The sequence below is a fragment of the Neobacillus sp. plas4 genome (genome assembly GCF_057221695.1).
In genome coordinates this window covers 362,934-387,548 of sequence record NZ_CM170152.1, presented here as the reverse complement: position 1 = coordinate 387,548, position 24,615 = coordinate 362,934, and the positions used below count along the sequence as shown (strand labels likewise).

The window sequence follows — 24,615 nt, the reverse complement described above, 5'->3', positions numbered from 1 at the left end:
CTATATTAGTTTGTTAAACGTTTTGCTCCATTAACGATTTCATTTTGAGTGTCACGATAAGTACGGGCACTTACCTTCAAGAATTCTGAGTATTGTTTCATTAAACTCGTCATTTGATTGAAATCATCCATAAATCCTTTAATCTGATTTACGTAAGCTAAGTTATCAGTACCTTGCCAAGCAGCCTGCATGCCTTCAACCTCGTTGAAAAGAGCTTTATAAACACGCTCATAATCAGCTGATTGCTGGTCAATCTTTGCTGCAGCAGTATCTAACTTTGCTGGATCAACTGTGATTGTTCTTGCCATCTTTATCACCTCCTTTAAAGTGCCGTCTGGGTCTATATAACGTCTGTTTAAAGAATCATCAACTGTGATCCATTTTTCAACCCAAGTTCTTCGATGGTTTTGTTGATATCAAATACATTTCCAGTAATTCGATCACAAAGAATTGTTTGCTCTGTTGCGGTGTAATGGCCTTGTGAAAGTTCTGAGATTGTAGTCGACAGCAGATAGACAACTTCATATACAGGACTTTTCAGAGGGATAAAGACATCATAACTGTTGTTTGAAGCCGGGTTATATACCTCGACTAAAATCTTATGCATATTGCATTGCCCCCTCTTCACTCGCCGCAGTGGTCAGGAGTTTTACTAGTTTTACTTTTCCTTTGTTCACCACATAGCCGAAGTCCTCAGCTAATTCGCCATACATGTCATTGGTAATTTTACTAATTTTGAGTGTATATTGATCAGCTATCCCATTTCCAACCCAAAGTGCTTCGCTCAGCGATACTTGTTTTTGAAACCAAGGTTCATATGTGTAGGAACTTAGTTTGTCAACGGCGTCGGAAATGATAATCGTTACGTTCAATCCATTGACTCGTTCTAAAAAGACCTTCAGTTTATCCTTTCCATCATCAGAGAGCTGTGCATTCAATTCTGTGAATGAATGGATGATACAGGTAATGTTTTCAAACACCGGTTCCGACTTACCTTCCGCAATCGCATCCTTTGTTGTGTTATTGCGGTACACCAATGTCTTAAATAAATAGACAATCATCTCTTCTAACGACTTTGGACCGGTCACATATTGATAGGTGCGGCCGTTGTCATACGCAAAGCTGTCATCAGCGTCGATAACAATTACTTCTCTGTTGTCTTTCATCGTGATGACTTCCGCAAGTCCCTGCATGAAAGTGGAGCATTCATCACCAGTATGCGAGGTTACAAGATGAACCGCAGATGCAGTAAAGTCAAAAGTTGCGAGATTCAGTGTGCTCTTCTCGATTCCAATCGGAATTCTGTTTGTCTGATTAAAGCGAATTTCATTCTGTAAGTAGTGGATGTCTACTTTATCTGGAAGAATCGGAATCCGTTTTGCTGAATTCTTATTCCATTTCTGCTGATAATCATGGCAATATCCGGTAACAAAGTTATACAAGTCCGATGCGTCTTTTGTAATTTGCGCAATTTGGAATTCGTAAACATTTTCAGTTTTGAAAATTCCTCTACCCTTATTTTTCGAAGGATAGACACCATCCACATTGCCCAACACACCAGAATATTCTGTTGTGTCATTCAACTGCAGGACATACATTTGCTTGAAGTTCTGCAGAAGCCGGTATCGGATTGCCCCCGTATTTAACGCTGTAACGATGAAATAAATTCCATATTTCGTTCCTTCTCGAGTTAAAAATGAAATAGATTCCTCATATTGTTCATACACCTCTGAAAATGCCGAGTAATTGTGAATCATCAGCACGATTGAAGGGACTTTTTCGTTTGACTGCTGATTGAAGGTTTTGAAGTCTCCTCCATAATTCGAGAATTGTTTCTTTCTCATTGCAATTTCATTCGTGAGCATTTTAAAGAGATTGTCGATTTTTTCTCCTTCATGTGACAGCATCACGTCTCCGACATGCGGGGACTCCCGGTACCAGCTTAACGTTTCCGAACCAAAGTCTAGTAAATAGAGATTTACTTCTTCAGGCGTATGTTCTTCCATCAAGGAATAGATAAGCGAGGTCAAGAATGTTGTTTTCCCGCTTCCAGCCACACCATAGACGACGGTATTTCCTTCTTGGCTGATTGGCAGCCTCAACACTACCTGGCGTTGATTTGCTGGATCATCATATTCGCCAATCACCGGATTCAGTTCAAACCCCTGCTGGCTCGTCGCACGATACTTCTCTTTTACTTCATCGATGTAGATGTCAGCCGGGATTGGATCTAACCATAGCTGTTTTACTTTAATATTTTCCTGGTCTGCAAGATTAGCTAAATATTTCGTGACCTCATCAATTTGACTCACTGGTTTTTTAACCGTATTTTTTCGTTTATCCAATCTAGCGGATTTCATCACACGTCCTAAATTGTCAATGACGGTAATTCCATCATCTTTTCTACTTTCCTTCTTTTCTGCTGGATAATACGGCGCCCCTGCCCAGGCAGATTGACCGAGTTCAAACAGTTCATTGTAGCCGACCTGCAAGTAGAAACGTCCTGTTTGTGTTAATTCGGCAGCATCCGGCCGTTTGATGACTTCCATACTATCCGCCTTTTCTTGAACCTTCAGACTGATACGAAATTTACTGTTACTCCAAATTTGGTCATCGACAACCCCAGATGGCTTTTGTGTCGCTAAAATTAAATGGACACCCAAGCTTCTTCCAATCCGTGCGGCACTGACAAGCTGGTCCATAAATTCCGGCTGTTGCGTTTTTAATTCGGCAAACTCATCGGAAATCATGAATAAATGCTGTAATGGCTCTGAAACTGCACCTTCACGGTATAACTTTTGGTACTTATAAATATCGATATTGCTTTCATTTAACACTCTGCTTGTTTCGCTAAAAATAGCCTGACGCCGTTTTAGTTCGCTTTGAATACTAATGAGGGATCGTTTTACGGCCGCACCATCCAGGTTGGTAATCGTTCCTGCTAAATGCGGAAGGTTACGGAATGCGTTGGCCATCCCGCCGCCTTTATAATCGATTAAAATAAATGCAACTTCATCTGGGTGGTAGTTTACCGCTAATGACAAGATGAAGGTCATAATAAACTCACTCTTACCAGAACCCGTCATACCTGCGATCAATCCATGTGGTCCGTGGTATTTTTCATGAAGGTCAAGTCTGAAGGGCTCTCCCGTCTGGTTAACACCAATCTGCGTTTCAATACTCTGAGTCGGATTATTTTCGTTCCATCGTGTCGGCGCATTTAAATGTTCCACTTTTCCAACGCCAAACATTTCTAAAAAAGTGATCATATCAGGAAGCGTGTAGGCCTTCACAGACGAAGCCAGCTGGATGTTGGCCAACTCTACAGCAATGGGTTCCTCCTCCTGCTGTAAAAAAATATCAGCAGTAAAGTTTTGATACTTTCCGGAGATATCGTCCTTGTCATAAATTTTGCTTGTTTTATCACTCAGCTCAACGACATTTGTGCATTCTTTTGGCAGCATTTCCAAACTGTCATATAAGGTAATCAAGCTGAAGCCAATCTCTTTCTTTTCTTTTAAAAGTAAATTCACCATTTCAGCTTTTCCTGCTAGCTCTTTGCTCATCGAAAATACAACATAATGCTGTTTAACATCCGCTTCTTTACTGTCAGCCATTGCAGCTCGATGTGCTATTTCTTTTTCAAAATAGGCGGAAAGCTCCTTTATTTCATTCGCGTCAGTGGCAATAAATCGGACACTCCTGCCCTCATCCCAGACATGCGGCAGCCACTTAACGAACTTCCAGGACTCTTGCTCATCTCTATCGTAAATAAACACGAACTTTAATTCATCGTAACTATGTAAGGCAGCTAATTGAAAAATAATCCCCTTAACAAACTCGACAACGGTCTCCCTCTTTCCGATAAACCCACTAATACGCTCTTCTATAAGGGATATGGTGACAGGCACCTGTCTTATGATTTGAGGAGATTCTACCCATTGATACAACTCATCTAAGAGATTGTCATCCTCGAGCGTGAATTTCTTTTCAGGGTATTTAATTTCTGCATTTAACGGCACATCACCTAGACCGACTCTTATTGTAAGAAAGTCATTTTGTCCTAGTGTCCGTTCCCATAAATTACGTTCGCGGTTCCGAATTCTTTTCAAGCACAGGTAAAGGGGAATATGATTTTCATGCAAGATTTCACTCTGATACTTGCATTCGTCCGCCACCACCTGTTTCATCTCTTCTATGTAGCTGCTATATTTTTCCTGGCGTATTTTCTCCTGTGCAATCCTTCTCTTCTTCTCATATCTTTTTGTTAGAATCGGCCAAAGAATCATACCAATCATCATGCTTAGCGACATCACAAGTGTTGGCATAGCGTACATAATGTCCCCATTTGTCCTCATCACATTTTGGACCGCAAATATTCCTGTAAACAGTGACGCCATCCCCATCGTAATCGACGGCCCCAACATGAGCATTAACGGTGTTTCATCGGCATTATTTTGCTGCGGCGGCGGGTCAATTTTGATTGTCTTTCGCTCAATATCCCGCTTGAATCTTGGAGATCGATAAAACAATTCATCCTGCTCTTCTTCAGTCTTAAAATCATCGAGACCATCGTCCTCTTTTACAATTGGCTGGTCAGCAACAAAAGGTTTAAAGGCATTTCGATCTAAAAACACTAATTGATGAGGATTATTTAACGAAAGCAATCTCCCATTGTAAATAATCCGTAAGCCCATAATGGATATGACATCGCCAACAGCGAGCACTTTTTCCTTAATTCTTTCACCGTTGACATATGTACCATTTGAACTGTTGTGATCCTGGATTATCGCTTGACCCTTCGCGTCATACTCAATGGAGCAGTGTGAACTGGATACCAATTTGTCGGTAAAACAAATATCGTTATCCTTAGCCCTGCCGATCTTAATGACATCCGCTGATACCATATGTCTAGTAAACTCGTTTCGGCCTTCACTTGCCGGTTCTGCATATAATAGCGCAGATGAATCTTGATCACGGTAAACGGTATACGTCATAAAAGGCTCTACTGGGACCTTTCCGACTTTTTCACCAGCAGCGCCCTTCAGATAGACATACCTATTTGATTTCACAAACCACTTACCGTTTTCTGCTTCAACTGCCATTAAATCAATCGTATTACCATCTTTATCAACACTGGTGAGAATGTATCTCCCGGTTATTTTTTCAGGTAAAACAAGATTAAATGCTTTACCTCTATCAAACAGCGTTACTATCAAAACGATTCTCTCCCTATTACTAGCTATATAGCTCCAGTAGAAACAATTTCCTATATTTGTTATTATAAAGCAATTTTCTAAAGGGTCCGTCATACTTTAGACACAATTTGCCCAAATCCATTCCCGTTCACAGAATGACTGGTATAGCGCCATTCTAGACTTTTATTCCTAGTGCTTATGCAAAAAGGTATAAGAATAAAGAACCATGAATAGTTTTTTTACCATAAAAAAATCCACATGAGAATGCTCATATGGATTTACCTTACTAACTATTCACGCCTGAGGCCTCATAACCAACACCGTTTAACAAGTCACACCACTGCTCAAATGTATTTAATGCAACCTTGACGGGTGCAATCGGATGATCGGTGTATTCTACCACCCAAATCCCTCTTTCAGAAGGAAGAAAGAAGACAATATTTTCAAGAATTGGGTCTCTTTCAATACTTGGATTGTGGAACATTGAAATATTATAAAGAGACCAGTTCTGTGACTCTAAATCATCAAGGAATATCCGGAAGCTCTGCTCTTCTTCAAGTGAAAAACTGCTTAATTTCCTAACCTTCCCTGCGTTACGGTGTTCACTCAGTAAATCAAATGCCTGATCGGTGAGTTGGAACATCTGGGCTCTTTCAAAACCCACTTCCGAAAAAGAATAATAGTTTCGTATTACACTTGAAATATCTGCACCTTTGATATAGGCGAATTCATGGATAATGTCCCGATCAATGATATGAGTCATCCATGTATCGTTATCAATCTGGTGAATCATTAGAATGTTCGATTGCCCTTTATTTGAGCAGCGAATCATCCATTTCGATTCGACATAGCCTTTAATAAAGTGCTGAACCTCATCCTTTAATGGAATTTCACCCTTCAATTCTCTTTCGTCATCCCAGAGCTGCTTAAGGATTAATTGGTGAGTAGTCACCTCCATAATCGCTTCCCACTCTTTTTGGCCCTTTTCTCCAACGGATGCCTCCGCAATCCCTTTTGCAACACCAGGATATCCACTTAGAGTTACTAAAAGCGCTAGTTCCGCTGATGTACAAGTCATGATATAATCCATTTATTTCACGTTCCTTTTCGTTATAAAGCCTTTTTGTATTATAGAAAGAGTGATTATAGAAAAATTGCCCGAAGTAGACTTTTAAGCACATAATAAACAATAACTGAGGCAAAAAATTGCACAACAATAGAAATTAACATATAGAACTTTCTTTTTAAAAAAGAGTATTTTGAAAATTTCTTGTTCAGATAAGGTCCTATACCAAAAAAAGCATTAATCACATACGTAAACGTCTTTTGAAATACCGTTTTTGGATTTTCATAAACACCTGCTTCGTAAACATCAAGCACGATCCTTCCGAGTAGAAACACCAAGATACTGAAAATTACTTGGACACTCAGATAATAGGATAATAAGCCTTGAATCAGTTCCATCGTTTCTAAATTCATGTTTCATCCTTATCCTTTATTAAGAGATTTACTGAAAATATAAAAGTTCCTCATCATTACAAAACGTTTTTAGTTGAACCAGCTTCCAACGGATTTAAAGGTGTTATTAATCCCTGCACCTAAATCCTTTATTCCTTCTTCAATTGCTCCTCCGAATTTTTCACCAACATCTTTAATCTGATCCCCATAGACTATACTTCCAACTCCACCGGCAAGGGCACCAACAGCTCCACCAACTACGATTCCTACAGGTCCACCCAGACTGCCAATCAGTGCACCGGCTTTAGCTCCTGCGCTAATCGCGATAATATCTGCGGTAATTCCAGCAGCTGCACGTCCGGTTTTTTCACCAATGGTCTTATTTGCATTATCAGGGTCAACAAACTCTGCACCGTTTGCAGCGAGTGAAATTACCCAGCCAGCCACCGGGACCTTCTTTGCCACTTTGGTCAATCCTTTGGCATCAAATATGTGTTCGGCAATTTCCTTTGTACCAGTTGTTATTCGTTTTTGGAATGTATTAGATAAGGTATCCCCTTTTAACTGATTCAAATTCTTTGGAAAACCAGCAGCATGCTTTAATATAGCTGAAGGGTTATCATAAGAAGCTGCCAACTTATGAAGTTTTTTTACGATAGGGTTGGAAGGGCTCGATTTTGAAAAATTGTAAATGGCACGAGCCAGCTTTGAGTCATATCTTCCTCTACCTCTGCTCTTCCAGGTTGAATGAGCTCCTACTGTAAATTTATAATCACCCTTAATTTTCTTCCAAAACTTTGGCTTACCGCCTATGTAATTAATTTTAAGCTTCCGCGAAATCGCAGTACTAAGTGCAATTGTGAAAAGTTGTGTGCCAACTAAGGCGGCATCCCCAACACTTAGCTTTCCATTTATGTAGTCGAAGACATCCAAAATACTCGCAATTGTTGATTTCTTTGATTCTAGATTTAAAGCTGATTCCGATTTTTTCGTCAGTTCAGTCTCTGTCTGACAATACTTATCCATGGATTGTGCAATAAAGCGATTCAAATCTCTCAATTTCGTCTCTAATTGATGAGATGAGGTTATGGCAGCATTGAATCTGGAACGTAAATTCCCCCGATTCATGATTTCATGATCAATAGAATGCTTAAGAGCACTTAACCCATCACTAACCTCAGATACTTTTTGCGCCATAGGACCAATACTGGCACTAGTCTGTTTAATATATTCTGTTTGAATTTTTATGGGCGGCAATTTTTTGCACCTCCTATATGTACAGTATTAATTTACTTTACAGTGGCATTCGCCTTTTGTGCTGCTTCTGCCTTTGCCTTAGCTTCAGCTTCTGCCTTCGCTTCAGCCTCCGCTTTTGCTCTTGATTCAGCTTCCTCTTGACGCTGAATTTGCTGTGCAGCCGCGAGAACATCCGATCCGATTGAATCTAGTTTCGTAGATAGAGCAGCAATTTCTCGGTTTATATTATCGATTGTTAGGTTGATATAGATCATTTCTTGTGCGTTCCAGCCATTGTTGAGATTCCCTTTTACCCTATTTAAGCTATTTTTTACCTCAAGAAGTTTTGAAGAATAATCATTGATTTTATTTGCCTGCGAAGCGGCTAAATTAACGTTAATACTCACTTCATCACCTGCTTTTTACGAAATTGCCACGGTTGCCGTGGGGACGGTTCTTGTGGTCTATACTTAAGCTAGTTATTGCCACAAGAACCGTCCCCCTGGTCCCCTGGTCGATTCCCTCTAATTTCCTATTTATTATAAAAGCTATTTATTTATTATTCTATAAAAAAGAAAAAATTGGTTATTTCGTACCGTACGTCCACCAGAATTTATAAAAAATAACGTCTGAAGACCTAGGTGTTTTCCATTGCCCCGGCTCGAGCACCTTCTGTATGTGACACTGTGATAAAAAAAGAGGCTTCCCAAGAGTTCAAAGAACTGATGGAAAACCTCTATGCTTGGGAACTTATGCAGATCCTTTTATTATTACATAAATATATCCAATATCAACACAACTCCAAGACCTACTACAGAGGATGTGAATAATAATAATCCCCACGTCTTCAATGTTTCTTTAATCGTTAAATTAAAATACTCTTTAAATAACCAAAAGGATGCATCATTAACATGTGTTATGGTATTACTTCCAGCTGCAGTCGCTAGTACCATTAAAACAGGGTTTACATCAAAAGTATCCATTAATGGGCCAACAATACCTGCTGCAGTAATTGCGGACACAACTCCTTGGCCGGTTGCAATACGGATTAAAGCTGTAATAAACCATGCCATAATTAATGGTGAGATACTTGAATTTTGCATCATGCCGGCAATATAATCACCAACACCCGCTTGAATAATGATTTCTTTAAACGCACCGCCGGCACCAACAATAAAGATAATCATGGCGATTCCCTTTATCGCACCAGAGAAGGAATCCATCACATCATTCATTGAACGTCCAACACGAATACCGAAAACATAAATAGAAATCAATACTGCGATTAATAAGCTGACTTCTGCACTTCCTACAAAGTTTAAAATCTGGTAGAAAGTCGTACCTTCTTCAATGAACATGTTGACAATTGTTGCAACCGTGATTACGATAGCTGGAATTAAAGGTACAATTAAACTTGTCCAGAATCCAGGCATTTCTTCATCTGTAAATTCCTTTGGTTTTGCCATTAACGGTGGAATAGGATGATCCAAATTTTTCATTAATCTCGGGAAAATAATTCCCCCTACAAGTACAGCTGGAATAAAGACAATAATTCCAACAATATACACCATACCCATGTCTGCTCCATATGCTTCAACCAATGCAGTTGGACCTGGCTGCGGCGGGAAGTAACTATGTGCTAAAGTAGTCGCTGCAACCATTGTGATCCCAAGTTTTAAGTATGGAACCTTCGCTTCAATTGCAATACTAATAACAAGTGGTGCTAGGATAATAAACGCTACTTCATAGAATACTGAAATCCCAAAGATTGCACCAATGATAATCAGTGCCCACTCTACTTTTTTTACTCCAAATTTATTAAGTAATGTTGAAGCAATTCGTTGAGCAGCCCCTGAGTCTACCATCAACTTACCAATTATGGCGCCAAATCCAATAATGAGTGCTAATTTCCCTAATGTACTGCCTAAACCTGCTTTGATTGTATCAAGTAAGTCTAATGGCCCCATTCCATTTAAAAAACCAACTACAATAGCTGAAATTAGTAATGCAACGAAGCTGTTTAACTTCCATTTCATGTTCAAGAAAAGCAGTAAAGCAACTCCGATGATTACTGATATAATTGGCATATTTTCAATTATCCAATTCATGCTGTAAATCCTCCTAAACTTTATAAATAAAGTGTTTTCAATCTTTAGCAAAAAAGTTCCTTTGATTGATTAGAAGTCTAAAACTACTAATGCAATAAACAACTTTTGCTAATTAATTAGTTTAGTAAACAAATAAATCAACTTGATAAGAATATCATCCCCTTTATTCATTCGTCAACAACATTTTGTAAGCGTTTATCGATAATAAGGGGGTTAAAACGCTAAAAAAAAAAAGGCTTCCCAAAAGTTTAAAGAACTCATGGAAAGTCTCTTTTTTAGTTTGAATAAGAAAATATTACCTTCTTATCTCTAAGTGTTTTTTCTAGTTTTTTCAACTTTTTAATTGATTCTTCTGATGACCGTTTTCCAATTTCAATGACCAACGCCTCTATTAACGCAATTGTAGGTACAACTGAAAATTGTTCTTTACTAACTTCTACTTTCAGTTTTGCGGACGCATAGGAAAGAATGGGACAAGCCAGGTACCTAGAATATTGATAGAACTTGCTTTTTCAATGAGGCCAATGACTATTTCAAAGTTTTCCATTATATCCGTTAAAATTGATTTCTCTTGAGTCTATTATATCTTATATTCATGGTAATCAACCAATTCAAAAAGGGGGCCTTTTGAGCTGCCCCCCTGGTATGATAAGGTTAATTCATTACTCTGATTATCCTAGTTTTTTTATAGCTTCTGGCAGGCAGATCAGAAATATTAAAAGTTAATAATGGAAACTGGATTATTGACATAATCAAGGTATCTTCTAAACTCTTGGATTGAAAGGTTAACTGTTGCTGTGTTTACATTGGGATGAAAGTTAATGGTGTCTTTCTCAAGCAAATCACTGTCTACTACAACCTGGACATGGTTAGTACAATCGTTGATCAATCCAAAAGCGCCGACTGATCCAGGATACACGTTTAAATATTTATTCAGTCTTTCCGCTGAACCAAAGCTTAATGGAGTACTGCCAATAAGCTTTGATAAACGTTTCAAATCAACATCCTTCTCTTCTGATACAATCACTAAATAATGTTGATCCCCTTTTCGATTTCGTAAAAATAAATTTTTCGTATGACCGCCGGAAATCGTAATATCCAATTGACGAACTTCTTCCACTGTGAAAACAGCTCCATGTTCATACCTGGTAAAGGAAATATCTAGTTTTTCTAAAACATCATATACACATTTTTCCTGCTCTAGTTGTATCATATTGTTCTTTTTTCCTCCTTCAAAATCGTATCAACAGGTTTTTTAGCCTTAGACCTTCCATCTGCGACAAGAATGGCTGAATACAAAACCAATGCGATTCCTATCACCTGCCATCCACGTAGATGTTCCCCTAGAAACAGCACTCCCGTTACTACGGCAATGATGGGTTCTATCGTTGCTAAAATCGAGGCCTTACTCGCTTCTAAATGCTTTAGTCCTGAAGTATACAAAAGAAAAGCTGCAACGGTTCCCACTAAAGCCAATAACAACGCTCCTGCCCAAACATCAGCATATTGAAATTGATTGGTTTTTTTTAAGATGTCACTTGTCAGTAGCATGAATATACTCGTATATAGAAAAGTGTATGTAGTAATCGTCAATGCAGAATATCGCTTTGTGATAGGTTTACAGAAAATACTGTACAACGCATAACAAAATCCAGATAAAATCCCCATTAACAAGGTTTTCATCTGTATCCCTTCTTGGCCAAGTGGCAGCAAGCCTACAACAAATGTACACCCTGTAATCGCTAGAGCCAGTGCCCAGCCTTTACGAATCGTCAGGGATTCTTTTAAAAAAAGCCGTGACAGGATGGTTACAAACAGTGGACCTGTATATAAAAGTGTTACGGCAAGGGACAAACTCGATTGAGAAAACACTTCGAAATAAAAAAAGTTAAAGAAAGCGATACTAAATATTCCTGCACATGCGAAAAAAATATGATCCTTTAATCTGGTCCGTAACTGATTCCGATAAAATATTGACATAACTAGAATCAAGATAACAAAGGTAAAAATACCCCGAATCGCAACTACGTCCCAAGCGGTGAAGCCGCGGGCATACAATGGAGTAATAAATAAACCAATAAGCCCCCAACATACCGCACCCGCTATTGTCATGATATAAACTCTTAAACTTGTTTGTTTTTTCAATTTATGCACCTCATAATTCCAAAAAGGGTATGATACCGATTAAGTACTTCGCCATAAACCGGGGCAAACCCTTCATAGAGACTCACTTGTTTCTTGCTTTACCTGTAGAGCCTTTCGTCCTTATTGTGCAGTTGTTAATACCAATAGAAGAATATTCACGAGTCCGACATTCTTTTAAAACTTTAAATATATAATTTGCTCGAGTTCTATCGTATAATTATTAGTAGATATTTAATTGAATTTGTTATAAACATAGGTAAAAACCCTGATTTGGTAACCAACAATATATAGAAAAAACCGTTCTGTGACAGATGGACAAAGTACGGTTTTTTTTGATACCATTTGTGAAATTGTTCACAAACAATAGTGTCTTTCTTTTTTTTACACATAATACATACACCGAAAAACAACTGATAGTAGATTAGAATTGGGCTTTTGTTTAGATTTATCGGCTTAAATTCAACTCCAAAAGATGAGTTTTATATTAATAAGGGGGCTATAAATTATGCAATTCTCTAATAAAGTCGTTTTAATTGGTACAGGTTTAGTAGGATCAAGCTATGCTTTTGCGGCTATGCATCAGAATCTATGTGATGAGCTTGTTCTTGTAGATATGAATATAAATAAGGCGATAGCAGATGCTAAAGATTTAAATCATGGATTGGCATTTAACCAATATCACATGAATATTTCCTTTGGCACTTATGCTGACTGTAAAGATGCCGCACTTGTTGTTATTTGTGCAGGAGTGTCGCAAAAACCGGGCGAAACCCGTTTACAACTTGTTGATAAGAATATGAGTATTTTCAAATCAATTATTGATGAAGTAATGGCAGCCAGCTTTGATGGCATCTTTTTAGTAGCATCAAACCCGGTAGATATTTTAACTCATGCAACATGGAAGTTCTCTGGATTGCCAAAAGAAAGAGTCATTGGGTCAGGTACTGGTCTTGATTCTGCAAGATTCCGTTATTTAATCAGCCAAGAATTTAACGTGGAGCCTTCTATTGTTGATGCGTATATCATTGGCGAACATGGTGATTCTTCACTCGCCGTATGGAGCAATGTAAATATTGCAGGAATCCCTGTTGCTGACAAATTAACAGCAGGCGCAAAAGAAAATATCTATGTACAAGTTCGCAACGCTGCTTATGAAGTTATTAATGCAAAGGGTGCAACATATTTTGGAATCGCAACAGTGTTAGCTAGAATTACAAAAGCAATCCTAAAAAATGAAAATGTTATTTTACCAACAGGCGCTATTCTTGCTGGAGAATACGGTTACTATGATGTTTGTATTGGTTCTCCAACAGTTATTAATCGTTCCGGTAGAGCAATGACAATTGAACTAGAATTAAGTCCAGTTGAAAAAGCACTATTAGATGAATCTGTAAAAGAAATAGAAGCGATTCAAGCTCCTTTCTGGAGGGAATCCTTTGTCACAATTTAATCGCTCAATAGTATTATTTAAATATACAAAAAAAGGTATAGTTCCTTCAAATCATTGAAGGTCTATACCTTTTTCTGCCTTTAAAATTGGGAGTACCTTTTCATCTGCCCCCCCAATTGGATAGTAATTTTTCTATGAACCTCTTAATAAGCACTTTTTTGTTATTTATAACAATATTAATAACGAATTACGTCCATCGGCATTGGTCCAGCTACGCCTACAAAGATAAATCTTTCGTTTCCCGTATTCTTCATTCCATGGTGTTGGTTTGGCTTTGAAATAATCATATCTCCTTTTGTGATTTCCACTTCTTCACCATTTCCTGGATAGAAGGTACCTGTTCCTTGAATACAAATCCAAAGATCATCTCCCGTTGAATGTGAATGTTTGAATACCTCTTGACCTGGCTCTAAGCACCATAGGCAGCCTGAAGTATGTTGTGTTTCATAGAAAGGTACTTTTTTCCCTTGTTCAGGATCGAATTGGGCTACTTCTTCAATTTTAAATAAACGATCTTTCATCATACTAGACATTTTTATTTTCCTCCTAAAAATTTGTGTGTTTTACACCCCTAAAACATTGTGAAATATTTCACATAAATAATTAAACTTTTGGCAATGTATAAGGGAATATATAAGCTTGAACTAAGGTAATAATGATAACAATTCCAAGTAACATTAATGAATACTTTATTGTTTTTCGGAAAATCTCACTTTCTTTACCTACTAATCCTACTGCTCCGGCTGCAACTGCAATCGATTGAGGAGAGATTAGTTTACCCATGATAGCTCCTGTATGATTTGCTGCAACAGTTAATAATGGATTCAACTCTAAATATGTCGCGGTAACTTGTTGCATTTTTCCAAAAAGTGCTGCGGAGTTCGTTACTGAACCTGTTAAGAACACACCTAACCAACCAATAATAGGTGAGAAGATAACAAATAATTCACCAGTCTCTATGAAAGCTAACCCTAGAGTAAAGGATAATCCAGAGTAGTTTGCTACATATGCAAATCCTAAAATAGCGGCAATTGAAACAAAAGTGAATTTAAGCTGATTAGCTGTTTGGCCCAAAACCTGAACAGCAGTACTTAGCTTAATACGTAAAACAAATAGTGTAATGATCGCTGTCAGCATAATAGCTGAACCTGCTGCCAAAATAAAGTCCCATTTATAACTAGCCGCATAAAGAGTAGGCTCCGCTACGATTGGTGCAGCCTTAAATACATTTCCTAAACCTGGCCAATTTTCTACCAAAGCAAACCATTTTAAATTAGTGATGGAGCCCTTAAATCCAGGTGTACTCCAAACGAACATAACCACCATCAAAATGATAAATGGAGACCACGCTACAACAATTTCCTTACCTGAATATTTTGGTGTTTTTGTAAAAGGAACATCAATTGTAGCTGCAACTTCCTGTTCATATTCAAAACGATAAATGGTTTTTGGCTTCCAAAATCTCAAGAAAACGGTTAAACTAATTAAAGATATAACTGCAGAGATGATACTTGGGAGTTCTGGTCCCACAAACTTTGTAATGATAAAATAAGGAATCGCAAAGCTAATACCTGTAACAAGTGCGGCTGGTAATACTTCCATTGTCTGCTTCCATCCAACCATTACTAACAGCATAAAGATTGGTACGATGATTGAAATAATGGTTACTTGACCACCAACAGCTTGAGTTATTTTCAGTACGTCTATTTCGGTAACAGTCGACAACATGATCGTAGGTGTTCCAACTGGGCCAAAAGGAACAGGCGGGACATTGGCTACTAAACATATGATGGCTGCTTTTAATGGATCAAATCCAAGTCCAATTAACATAGCAGCTGCAATTGCAACGGGGGCTCCTTGACCTGATACCCCTTCCAAAAACGCAGAAAAGCTAAAGGCAATTAATAGGGCTTGAATTCTTCTATCTTCTGAAAGAGATGAAATAGAAGCTTTAATAATATCAAATTTACCTGATTTTACTGTTAGGTTATATAAGAACACTGCCCCTAAAATAATCCAGCCAATTGGGAATAGCCCATTGGTAATTCCTAGTAAAGCGGCTGAAAGAGCTGTTGAAACTGGCATTTTATAAACTAAGATAACAATAATAATCGCTAATACTAAAGCAATAGTAGCAGCAGCATGACCCTTCATTCTTTTAATGGCTAATGCCCATATCAAGAAAAAGATTGGAATTGCCACAACAAAAGCAGTTAAGATAATATTGTCATTTAGGGCTGCATAATTATGAACCCACTCCATAGGTTTCATACCCCTTTACACATAATGTAGTTACAAAGGTTTGTAATCTTAAATTCTTCTTTGCTATTTTTTAATAAATGATCGTGAGGGGGAAATCCCCCCTCATTACTGCTAAAAGAAATGGTTAATAATCATTATGACAATACTAGTTCTTTCACTACTCCATTAACTACATAAGATGGTTCTTCACCATTTAATACTTTAACAACATTACCACAGGCCATTTCAGCCATTGCGTCGCGTGCCTCAAATGTTGCATTACCAATATGAGGAGTTAATACAACATTCTTTAATTTCATTAGACCTTCACCGATCTCAGGCTCAAACTCAAATACGTCAAGTGCTGCCCCTTCGATTACGTTTTCTTCTAGAGCCTTAATTAGTGCTGCTTCCTCAACAATTGGACCGCGAGCACAGTTAATTATGTAAGCAGTAGGTTTCATTAATTCAAATTCCTTCGTGCTAATCATATGTTCCATACTTGGATTGTAAGCACAGTTAATAGTGATAAAATCAGACTGTTTTAGTAATTCCTCTAATGATACATATGTTGCATTTAACTCGCTTTCAATTTCAGGACTGTGTTGTCTAATATCTGAGTATAAAACCTTCATTCCAAAACCAACAGCTCTTTTAGCAACAGCCTGACCAATTTGACCAAATCCGATAATACCTATTGTTTTCCCAGATACTTCACGGCCGCGGAAATATAACGGAGCCCAACCGTTGAAACCAGTGGTACGGCAAACTTCATCTCCTTCTACTACTCTTCTTGCTACTGCCAGCACAAGTGCTAATGTTAATTCTGCGGTAGCATTTGTTGAAGCTATAGGTGTGTTGGTTACAGGAATACCCTTCGTAGCTGCATATTTAAAATCAACATTATTAAAGCCTGCTCCATAGTTTGCAATGATTTTTAAATTTGGCGCTTGATCAATAACTTCTTGGCCAACAGAGGTAGAAAGTAAACTTATTAATGCATCTTTATCTTTTATACGCCCGATTAACTCATCTTGGGAGATTAATTGTTCCCCTGGAAACACTTCCACCTCGTGGTCCTTCATTAACAAATCTAAACCTTTTTGCGGTATTTCTCCTGCTACTAAAATCTTTGCCATTATAAGCACCTCTTTAATTAATTTCTTAGACATTAGTTTGTGAAATGTTTCACAAATATCTATAGGTTTATAGTAAACTTACATAATTGTTTTATCAATACAACTATTTTAAAATTCACCTAGTTGTCAAAATTATGCATTTGATTTTTACGAAAGTTGACACAAATTTTAGAAATATAGGAAAAGAGGAAGAAACTCTTCTATTTCTCTAAGAAACTTACTTAATATTCCCAATCCTTCTAGAGTATGAGGTACTTTAAAGCTTGTTTTATAAGGTTTTTTCTTACAGGAAAGCCTGTACCTGGCTTTCGCCTTTGGCCACATCCAGTCCAATAATAGGGTTCATTTTTTTATCCCCTCCAATAGTTATCTAAATTTGCCGGCAGCCCCTAGTCCTTCTTACAGTTTCATAGCTTCACTTGTTATACGGGATCGTTATCCCAACCAGCCAAATAATGTTTAAGCAAGTAGGGGGTGAACAGTTTATCTTATGGGATTCCCCCCAAGCCAAAGTTAAGGAAACCTACCGATACATACAAAAGGATGCCACCATATTTACTAAATCCTCTTCTCGACAATATTCTTGATACTAAAAAGGATTAAACACTGATTTGACAACATTTACAGCAATTCTAATCAATCGTTTGATTAGCGGAAATTTGTTCAATTAATCGTTTGATTGAATACTGTCTAAACCCTTTTAACAACCGAATTTTAGGCTATTTTCAAGAGAGTTAATTGTCGTAAAATAGTTTTTGTTGTGAGGAATTATCTTCAAAACTGATAATAGAAACATCAAAAATACATATTCTTACTAATATAGACAGGTTGTTTTACTAATTAATCGTTTAATTAAAAGTGCAGTAAACCCTCTTAAACAGCGTTTTAATCTGTTTTACGGAAAAAATTATTGTCGAAAATACTAGACAAGAGCCGTCTAACAGTCCCCATAGTTCCCAATTTTAAAAGCCTTGGATTGAAATAATCCAAGGCCCTCCTGATTTAATATTTTTACACCTTTATTATTGTAAAAAACTTTGTTATAAGCCAAGGACCTTGTGTGAATCCCAGTGTTAATTGCCATGCACCTAAGCCATCTAATCCATATTCATGAATAAGTAACATTTTAGCACCCATGCTTCTTACATCTTCAAACCAAACTTCATGTGTTAATCCCTGTTGATCTTTATAATGAAAAAAAGGTGACTCAAATTCAGTTGAATACTGTATCGGCGATTGGTACTTCATGGCTGTTTCAACAGCACTCTGATTTGAAATCGCTGGAGCAACTCTGCCTGGACTGTACGGAATGATCCAGTCATATCCATATAAGGGCATACCGATAATAATTTTTCGACGAGGAACATATTGTATCGCAAATTCAACGGTTCTTCTTACCTCAGTAATGGGAGCAACAGGCCCTGGCTCACTTCCTGCATGGTGCCAGTCATAAGCCATGATAAACATAAAGTCCACAACTGAACCGATTCCTCCGTAATCATACCCCTTAAGCCAAGGAACTTCTTCACTTGTTTTTGCAGGAAGCGCAATGGTTAGCGTGCGTCCTAATGGTCTCAAACGATCTCGTAATTCACGTAAAAAACCTGTAAAAAGATCCCTATCTCCAGCCAGAACACGCTCAAAGTCAATATTTACCCCTCCATATCCCCTATTGGTTACTAAATAGGAAATATTATTAACAAGGTTCGTTCTTGCAGCAGGATTGTTTAATACTTGATGAGCAAGTTCGGGACTAAAACCTTCAGGTGTTAAGTTCGTGACAGTCACAAGTGGTCTAACCCGATGATTCCAAGTTGTTTGAATAGCTGTCAAATCATTTAAGGTATTGGCAATATCTCCATTACTTGCAATGTGATAGTCAAAAATCGATATGGATGTACTATAAGGGGCAAAATCACTAATTAACGCACGGTCTAGCTCCGGACTTCGAACAACATAGAAGCTTAGTGTTGATGCACGATAATTTGATATATCAGGAATCGTAAGCCTCATTCTTGGTTGTAGTGCAGCCGGATTAACAGCCGGATTGGCAGCTGTTAGTTGATCTAAAGATAAGAAAGATTTTCTAGCAATCGCTGTAAATGTGTCCCCAGGTTGAACAATGTACGTATATAAAGGGATGAGCAAAGCCTGACCGGGAACAATATTGGACTGCACTAAACCATTCACACGGCGAATCTCATCTATAGAAATTCCATACCTGCTGCTAATCGTAAATAAGGAATCACCAGCTTGAACCTCATGAAAAAACATATTTGTCCCTCCACTTAAGGGTCAAAATTTCCCCCTCACTCAGGTTTTAAGGCCATATTGACTTTATAAAATTATCCAGTATTTCCTTTTATTTTATGAACCATATTTTTATGTAGAACACAATGATGGCTTGACTTTTTACTAGATCGACTTTCAAGAATAGTATGCTTATTAAAAAAGGATACAAAGGGCTCAATCATCACCTCTTTGTATCCTTTACTATTGTTAAAATTCTGGTTTCTCTAAATATTATTTTTGTTGTTTAACAAGTGTATCACGGTCAATTAGTTTTGGGGGTTCTTCCAGCCATGACTGCCGCCTTTTATAAAACTGTAGTTTGAATCCCTAAATGATCATCTTCTAACTTTATGTAATCAAAGGCCTTATCTGGCCACATGACTTTATGCCTCAAAACCCAAGCTTTTTCCTTATCAATTTTTGTAATCGTGGTTTCCATAGCCCCCTCCTTTGTTTCTTCTCCGTTATAGATACAGCCCCACCCATTGCCAATAGAAGAAATAAAATAGCATCATGATTAGTATATAAACTGGCATCATAATCGCACTAATCTTCAAAAGATCATTCGCGTCATAGGAGATTTCGCCTTCTTCATAAAAGAATAGTAATGCTTTGGAACTCACAGGTACGGTCACACAATAATTCATACCAATTAAACCTATAAAGACAACACTTGTAGGATTCAAACCAATGGTTTCACTAAATAATAATAGAATTGGTATAAAAACGATTGCGCGCGTTGTATGCGATGTAATATATAAATGACTTGTAACAGTTACCAAAAGGATAACGAAAACAATGAACCACTCAGGTGCTCCAACAAATGAAGATAGGAAATTCTGCATGGCTTCTTCAATCCATTGAACTACTCCTGTTTCGACTAACATATTGCCTAATGCAGTTGCGGCCGCAACAAATAGGATCAAATTCCAAGATACCGACTTAATCCCCTGTTTCCAAGTAATAATTCCGTAATTCGGCATCATGACGATCATTGCCCCTACCATGGTAATAAAAGCAATATCATAACCATGTATACCTTCTGTTATCCATCCAATAACTAAAAGAGAAAGTAGGATGATTGTCTTTTTTTCACTGTCACTCATTCCTTTTTGCAAATGGTTTGTTTCATTTACCGCAAAATCCTCGAGTTCGTCTATACTATCTTTCGGCCATAGGAGCCATTTGATGATTATATATGAAATAAATGTAATAACCAGTGTGAAGGGTAATGCCCAAATAAACCATTCAACAAAAGATATACTTTGATTAACTGTACTCTCTAGTAAACCAATACCAATTATATGTGAACCTGCCCCAATAAGTGCAGCGGAAGTACTCATTAATATAATAATCGGCGCTATTAGACCGAGAACACTTTTTTCTTTTTCCGTAAATTTTTTGCTAAGCTGATTGAGAATCGGCATAGCTAACGCAGCGCGTCCGGAAGTAGATGGAATGAAAAAAGCCGTTGAAAATAACACCGAGCATACCCCTAGCAGAAGTTTACTTTTCTTGCTCGCCTTACTTAAGATTAATAGAGTTAACCGGTTCGCTAAACCTGATTCCTTCACCGCCTCACCAATAATGAAAGAACCAACCATTAGCCAAACCACTTCCTCAGATAGTGATTGATAGAGCAAATCTGCCTCTGCACCATTCATTATGATAATAAACACAATCAGTGCTGTTGCAACAAAGCCTGCAGGAATTTTTGTTGCAACCCATAAGATCATCGCTGATAGAAAAGCAAATAGGGCAACCTTTGCTTTGTAATCTAGACCATCAATGAAAACAATCAGCAACAACAACAAAACATGTAAAGCAATCAGCACAAACGGTTTCGAGACAGGGGCTATAGTGCTTTTCAAACGTGAGTGCCTTTCGATTCTCCGCAGCTCCGTTCTTGTCATCATGATTGATAAACTCTCTCTTTAGCATACTTTCTTCTAGCAACTCGAAAACCAATTAAAATTTGTCTTAATACAGATTCCGTACTTTCCTCAATCCATTTTGGGGCTTTTATGATCGCTTTTTCTAACGTAGTTGGTCTTTGTATGATACTGCTATACGCATCAATTCCTGCTTCATAATTTAGTTTTGCTCCCTTTCCTATTGTGCCGGTAATCGCAATGACAGGAATATTATTTTTCTTTGCAATCCGGGCAACCTCAGCAGGAATCTTCCCGTTTGGTGTTTGGAAATCTAAACTGCCCTCTGCCGTAAATACTATATCTGCTGTTGAAATGGTTTCTTCTATATTAATGTAATTCATAATTATATCGAATCTTGGATGTAATACTGCATTTGTAAAGGCAACTAATCCAGTACCTAATCCTCCGGATGCACCACTGCCTGGTAATGAACGAACATCTACTCCTACTGCTTCTTGAATTAAAGCTGCATATCGTTCCAATGCAAAAGATAATTGTTCGACTTGTTCAGGCGTTGCTCCCTTTTGCGGCCCAAACACACGTGCTACACCCGTTTCTCCACATAAAACATTTTTCCAGTTACACGCTACATCAAAGGAAACATGCTGTAATCGCTTATCTAGATTCTTCATATCAATGGAATCCGCCTTTAGTAATCCTTCGCCGCCATTTATGAAAATTGGGCATTGATTTTTATCCATGAACCGGATTCCTAATGCTTGTGCCATACCAGCCCCGCCATCTGATGTTCCAGAATCTCCGCAGCCTATCAAAATATAATCTACACCTTCATCGAGTGCAGCTCGAATTAACTCCCCTACTCCATATGTTGTTGTTTTTAATGGGTTTCTTTGATTTCTTGGAACAAGTTTCAATCCAGCGACAGCTGCCATTTCTATTACTGCTGTACGTTTTCCATGCTCTTCAAAAATACCAAAATAGCTTTTTATCTTTTTCCCAACTGGTCCAGTTACTTTTTTATAAACTAGTTTTCCACCTTTTATGGCAACAATTGTCTTGGCAAAGCCTTCTCCGCCATCAATCATTGGGATGACTTCTAAATCGATAGACGGATCAAATCGTCTTACACCACGTTCCATCGCAACTCCTACATCCTCAGCATCCATACATTCTTTAAATCCAGATGGTACAATTACAATTTTCATATCAAATTACCTCCAAAATCCTTTAATACATTTGAATTTACGCTACTAAACTTAAAGGATATTAAGAGAAACATTATAATTTGATTAGAAAAAGGAATTATACCTGTTGCTGCGGCAGTGGTCCTGCTATGAAAACCACTTTTTCTGGTTTTTTAAAGGGATTTGGGCTTCATCGCCTTTATGAAGACCATTTTCTCCGGTTTTCCAAAGGAATTTGGGCTTCATCGCCCTTATGAAGATCACTTTCTCCGGTTTTCTAAAGGGATTTGGGCTTCATCGCCTTTATGAAGAACACTTTCTCCTGTTTTCTAAAGGGATTTGGGCTTCATCGCCTTTATGAAGAACACTTTCTCCTGTTTTCTAAAGGGATTTGGGCTTCATTGCCATATATAGAAACTCGTAAAAAATTTTGGCCTACCATTTTTACTAGAGCCTTTTCTCGACAATATTCTTCTTACTTAGGAGGATTAAACCCCAGCTTGACAGCCTTTAAAGCTATTCTAATCAATCGTTTAGTTAGTACCGATTTAACTAATTAATCGTTTGGTTAAATACTGTCTAAGCTCTTTTAACATACGGGCTTTGGGCTGTTTTCAGGAGCATTAATTGTCGTAAAATAGTTGTGGTTGTAGGGATAATCTTCATAACTGACAATAGAATCTAGAAAATGAAAAAAAGAGGCTTTCCGTAAGTTCGTTCAACTCTTGGAAAACCTCTACTATTTTTCATACAAGATTATTTTAAATATCGTGCTCATATGGGCGTGATTTAATCCCTTTAAATAAGGGTTTTAAAACTGAGAATAATCTATTAAACTATACAATTAATGACAGTATAATTGCCGTTCCAAATGCTACAAGTGCTTTCATGATGGTAATTACGAAAATGTCTCCATATGATTGGCGATGAGTGAGACCACAAATTGCAAGAATCGTTATCGTTGCACCACTATGAGGCAGTGAATCTAAGCCGCCTGCTGACATGGCCGCAACTCTGTGGAGAAATTCAGGATTAATCCCCATTGAATTAGCTAGTGTTAGATAATGTTCCCCCATCACTTCAAGGGCTATTGACATCCCGCCTGATGCTGAACCAACAAGGCCGGCCAGGACATTAACAGATATAGATTCAGATATTAATGGATGTGAAGAAACACCCAAAATCGCATCCCTGATTGTTCCAAATCCAGGTAAAGTTTTCACCACATTTCCAAACCCTACTTCTGACGCTACATTAAATACAGCTAATAATGAGCCGCTAGCAGCTATAGTCAGTCCAGATGTAAGCTTTGAGACTGTTAATGCCTTTATATTTATGAGTAAAGCGACTATGATTCCACATACTAGGGCTGCGATTAATGCCCATGTTGAGGTCAAACTACTCATATTTTCAACATTAAAGGATTCCTTTAACATTTCCGGAGTGTACCAGTTACTGACCGCCCAACCTGTTTTAGTAAATATAAAATTAAGTACTACGACAACTACCAGTGGGACAATAGCCATCCAAAAGTTCAGAGTTTTTTCGTCTGGATTAATGACAGGTTCATTTTTATGATCTTTCCCGTAGCCTTCTCCAGCTAAATTTGCTTTTTTTACTCTGCTTGACAACCAAAGATATCCAAGAGCAAAAATGAGTAACCCGCCAACTAACCCTGTAATTGGTGCCGCATAGGCATCCGTTCCAAAATAATTCGTCGGTATTATATTTTGAATTTGAGGTGTTCCAGGAAAAGCATCCATTGTATATGTAGCTCCGCCTAAGACTATCACTGCAGGAATTAATCTTTTTGGAATATTCGCCTCGCGGAAGACTGCAGCTGCAAAAGGGTATACTGCGAAAACTACTACAAATAGTGATACCCCTCCATATGTTAATATTGAACATGCAATTATTGTTGCAAGAAGCGCTCTTTTTGCCCCTACAATCTCCATAATTTTTTTAGCAATCGATGCAGTAGCCCCGTTTAATTCCATAAGCTTTCCGAAAACTGCACCTAATATAAATATAGGGAACCATGTTTTTATGTAGTTTGCTAGATTGGGCATATAAACTTCGGTATAACTAGGTAATAAAATCCCTCCTGATAAAGCAACTGCTAGTAAGGTTACAATGGGAGCAATGACTATGACGGGAAAACCACGATAAGCTAAAAATATAAGTAAACCTAACGAGATGAGAATCGCCATGATTTCAATAAACATTCCTACACCGTCCATCTTTGATATTTACATTACTTGAACAATGA

The 24,615-nt window shown here is 37.8% G+C and carries 19 protein-coding genes and 1 pseudogene; 1 reads left to right on the top strand and 19 read right to left on the bottom strand.

The window, feature by feature from the left end:
• Positions 1-5: 5 nt before the first annotated feature.
• The 10 genes from AC2TFD_RS01970 to AC2TFD_RS01925 all read right to left on the bottom strand — a co-directional run bounded on the left by AC2TFD_RS01970 (position 6) and on the right by AC2TFD_RS01925 (position 12,145).
• A complete protein-coding gene (locus AC2TFD_RS01970; RefSeq protein WP_335510021.1) occupies positions 6-308 on the bottom strand; it encodes a WXG100 family type VII secretion target in 303 nt (100 codons plus the stop codon).
• A 47-nt stretch (positions 309-355) separates the two neighbouring features.
• Positions 356-607 carry a ubiquitin family protein gene (locus AC2TFD_RS01965; RefSeq protein WP_335510023.1) on the bottom strand — a complete coding sequence of 84 codons (252 nt, stop codon included), beginning with the start codon at positions 605-607 and terminating at the stop codon, positions 356-358.
• Positions 600-5,219, bottom strand: coding sequence for a type VII secretion protein EssC (gene essC / locus AC2TFD_RS01960; RefSeq protein ID WP_484674849.1), 4,620 nt, complete (start codon positions 5,217-5,219; stop codon positions 600-602). The genes AC2TFD_RS01965 and essC overlap by 8 nt, the downstream gene beginning before the upstream one ends.
• A 265-nt stretch (positions 5,220-5,484) precedes the next feature.
• Positions 5,485-6,288, bottom strand: a complete 804-nt coding sequence (locus AC2TFD_RS01955) for a hypothetical protein (RefSeq protein ID WP_484674848.1) — start codon at positions 6,286-6,288, stop codon at positions 5,485-5,487.
• A gap of 53 nt (positions 6,289-6,341) precedes the next feature.
• Positions 6,342-6,677, bottom strand: coding sequence for a hypothetical protein (locus AC2TFD_RS01950; protein ID WP_335510028.1), 336 nt, complete (start codon positions 6,675-6,677; stop codon positions 6,342-6,344).
• Positions 6,678-6,746: 69 nt separating this feature from the next.
• Positions 6,747-7,913 carry a hypothetical protein gene (locus AC2TFD_RS01945; RefSeq protein ID WP_335510030.1) on the bottom strand — a complete coding sequence of 389 codons (1,167 nt, stop codon included), beginning with the start codon at positions 7,911-7,913 and terminating at the stop codon, positions 6,747-6,749.
• A gap of 32 nt (positions 7,914-7,945) precedes the next feature.
• Positions 7,946-8,299, bottom strand: coding sequence for a hypothetical protein (locus tag AC2TFD_RS01940; protein WP_335510032.1), 354 nt, complete (start codon positions 8,297-8,299; stop codon positions 7,946-7,948).
• Between the two features lie 363 nt (positions 8,300-8,662).
• Positions 8,663-10,000, bottom strand: coding sequence for a gluconate:H+ symporter (locus AC2TFD_RS01935; protein WP_335510034.1), 1,338 nt, complete (start codon positions 9,998-10,000; stop codon positions 8,663-8,665).
• Between the two features lie 715 nt (positions 10,001-10,715).
• On the bottom strand, positions 10,716-11,213 hold the full coding sequence (locus AC2TFD_RS01930; protein ID WP_484674847.1) for a prolyl-tRNA synthetase associated domain-containing protein: 498 nt from the start codon (positions 11,211-11,213) through the stop codon (positions 10,716-10,718).
• On the bottom strand, positions 11,210-12,145 hold the full coding sequence (locus AC2TFD_RS01925) for a DMT family transporter (protein ID WP_484674846.1): 936 nt from the start codon (positions 12,143-12,145) through the stop codon (positions 11,210-11,212). Before AC2TFD_RS01925 ends, AC2TFD_RS01930 begins: the two co-directional genes overlap by 4 nt.
• 505 nt (positions 12,146-12,650) lie before the next feature.
• On the opposite strand from AC2TFD_RS01925, the gene AC2TFD_RS01920 reads away from it, so the two are divergent.
• Positions 12,651-13,595, top strand: coding sequence for an L-lactate dehydrogenase (locus tag AC2TFD_RS01920; RefSeq protein ID WP_335510042.1), 945 nt, complete (start codon positions 12,651-12,653; stop codon positions 13,593-13,595).
• 176 nt (positions 13,596-13,771) lie between these two features.
• Here the strand turns inward: AC2TFD_RS01920 and AC2TFD_RS01915 are convergent, their stop codons facing one another.
• From AC2TFD_RS01915 to AC2TFD_RS01875, 9 genes and pseudogenes are all read right to left on the bottom strand, one after another.
• Positions 13,772-14,128, bottom strand: coding sequence for a cupin domain-containing protein (locus AC2TFD_RS01915; protein WP_335510044.1), 357 nt, complete (start codon positions 14,126-14,128; stop codon positions 13,772-13,774).
• Between the two features lie 70 nt (positions 14,129-14,198).
• Complete coding sequence (locus tag AC2TFD_RS01910) at positions 14,199-15,857, bottom strand: L-lactate permease (protein ID WP_335510046.1); 1,659 nt, start codon at positions 15,855-15,857, stop codon at positions 14,199-14,201.
• Positions 15,858-15,991: 134 nt separating this feature from the next.
• Positions 15,992-16,984: a 2-hydroxyacid dehydrogenase family protein gene (locus AC2TFD_RS01905; protein WP_335510063.1), complete on the bottom strand. Its 993-nt coding sequence runs from the start codon at positions 16,982-16,984 to the stop codon at positions 15,992-15,994.
• A 189-nt stretch (positions 16,985-17,173) separates the two neighbouring features.
• Positions 17,174-17,321 (bottom strand): annotated as a pseudogene (locus AC2TFD_RS01900) (IS110 family transposase); the annotation flags it as partial.
• Between the two features lie 665 nt (positions 17,322-17,986).
• Positions 17,987-19,249, bottom strand: coding sequence for a glycoside hydrolase family 18 protein (locus tag AC2TFD_RS01895; protein ID WP_335510047.1), 1,263 nt, complete (start codon positions 19,247-19,249; stop codon positions 17,987-17,989).
• Positions 19,250-19,571: 322 nt separating this feature from the next.
• On the bottom strand, positions 19,572-19,706 hold the full coding sequence (locus AC2TFD_RS01890) for a hypothetical protein (RefSeq protein WP_335510049.1): 135 nt from the start codon (positions 19,704-19,706) through the stop codon (positions 19,572-19,574).
• A gap of 25 nt (positions 19,707-19,731) precedes the next feature.
• Entirely contained in the window at positions 19,732-21,183 is a 1,452-nt protein-coding gene (locus AC2TFD_RS01885; protein ID WP_484674845.1) for an SLC13 family permease, read from the bottom strand.
• Complete coding sequence (locus tag AC2TFD_RS01880; RefSeq protein ID WP_335510053.1) at positions 21,180-22,367, bottom strand: glycerate kinase; 1,188 nt, start codon at positions 22,365-22,367, stop codon at positions 21,180-21,182. Before AC2TFD_RS01880 ends, AC2TFD_RS01885 begins: the two co-directional genes overlap by 4 nt.
• A gap of 815 nt (positions 22,368-23,182) precedes the next feature.
• Positions 23,183-24,571 carry a GntP family permease gene (locus AC2TFD_RS01875; RefSeq protein WP_335510055.1) on the bottom strand — a complete coding sequence of 463 codons (1,389 nt, stop codon included), beginning with the start codon at positions 24,569-24,571 and terminating at the stop codon, positions 23,183-23,185.
• Positions 24,572-24,615: the final 44 nt, after the last annotated feature.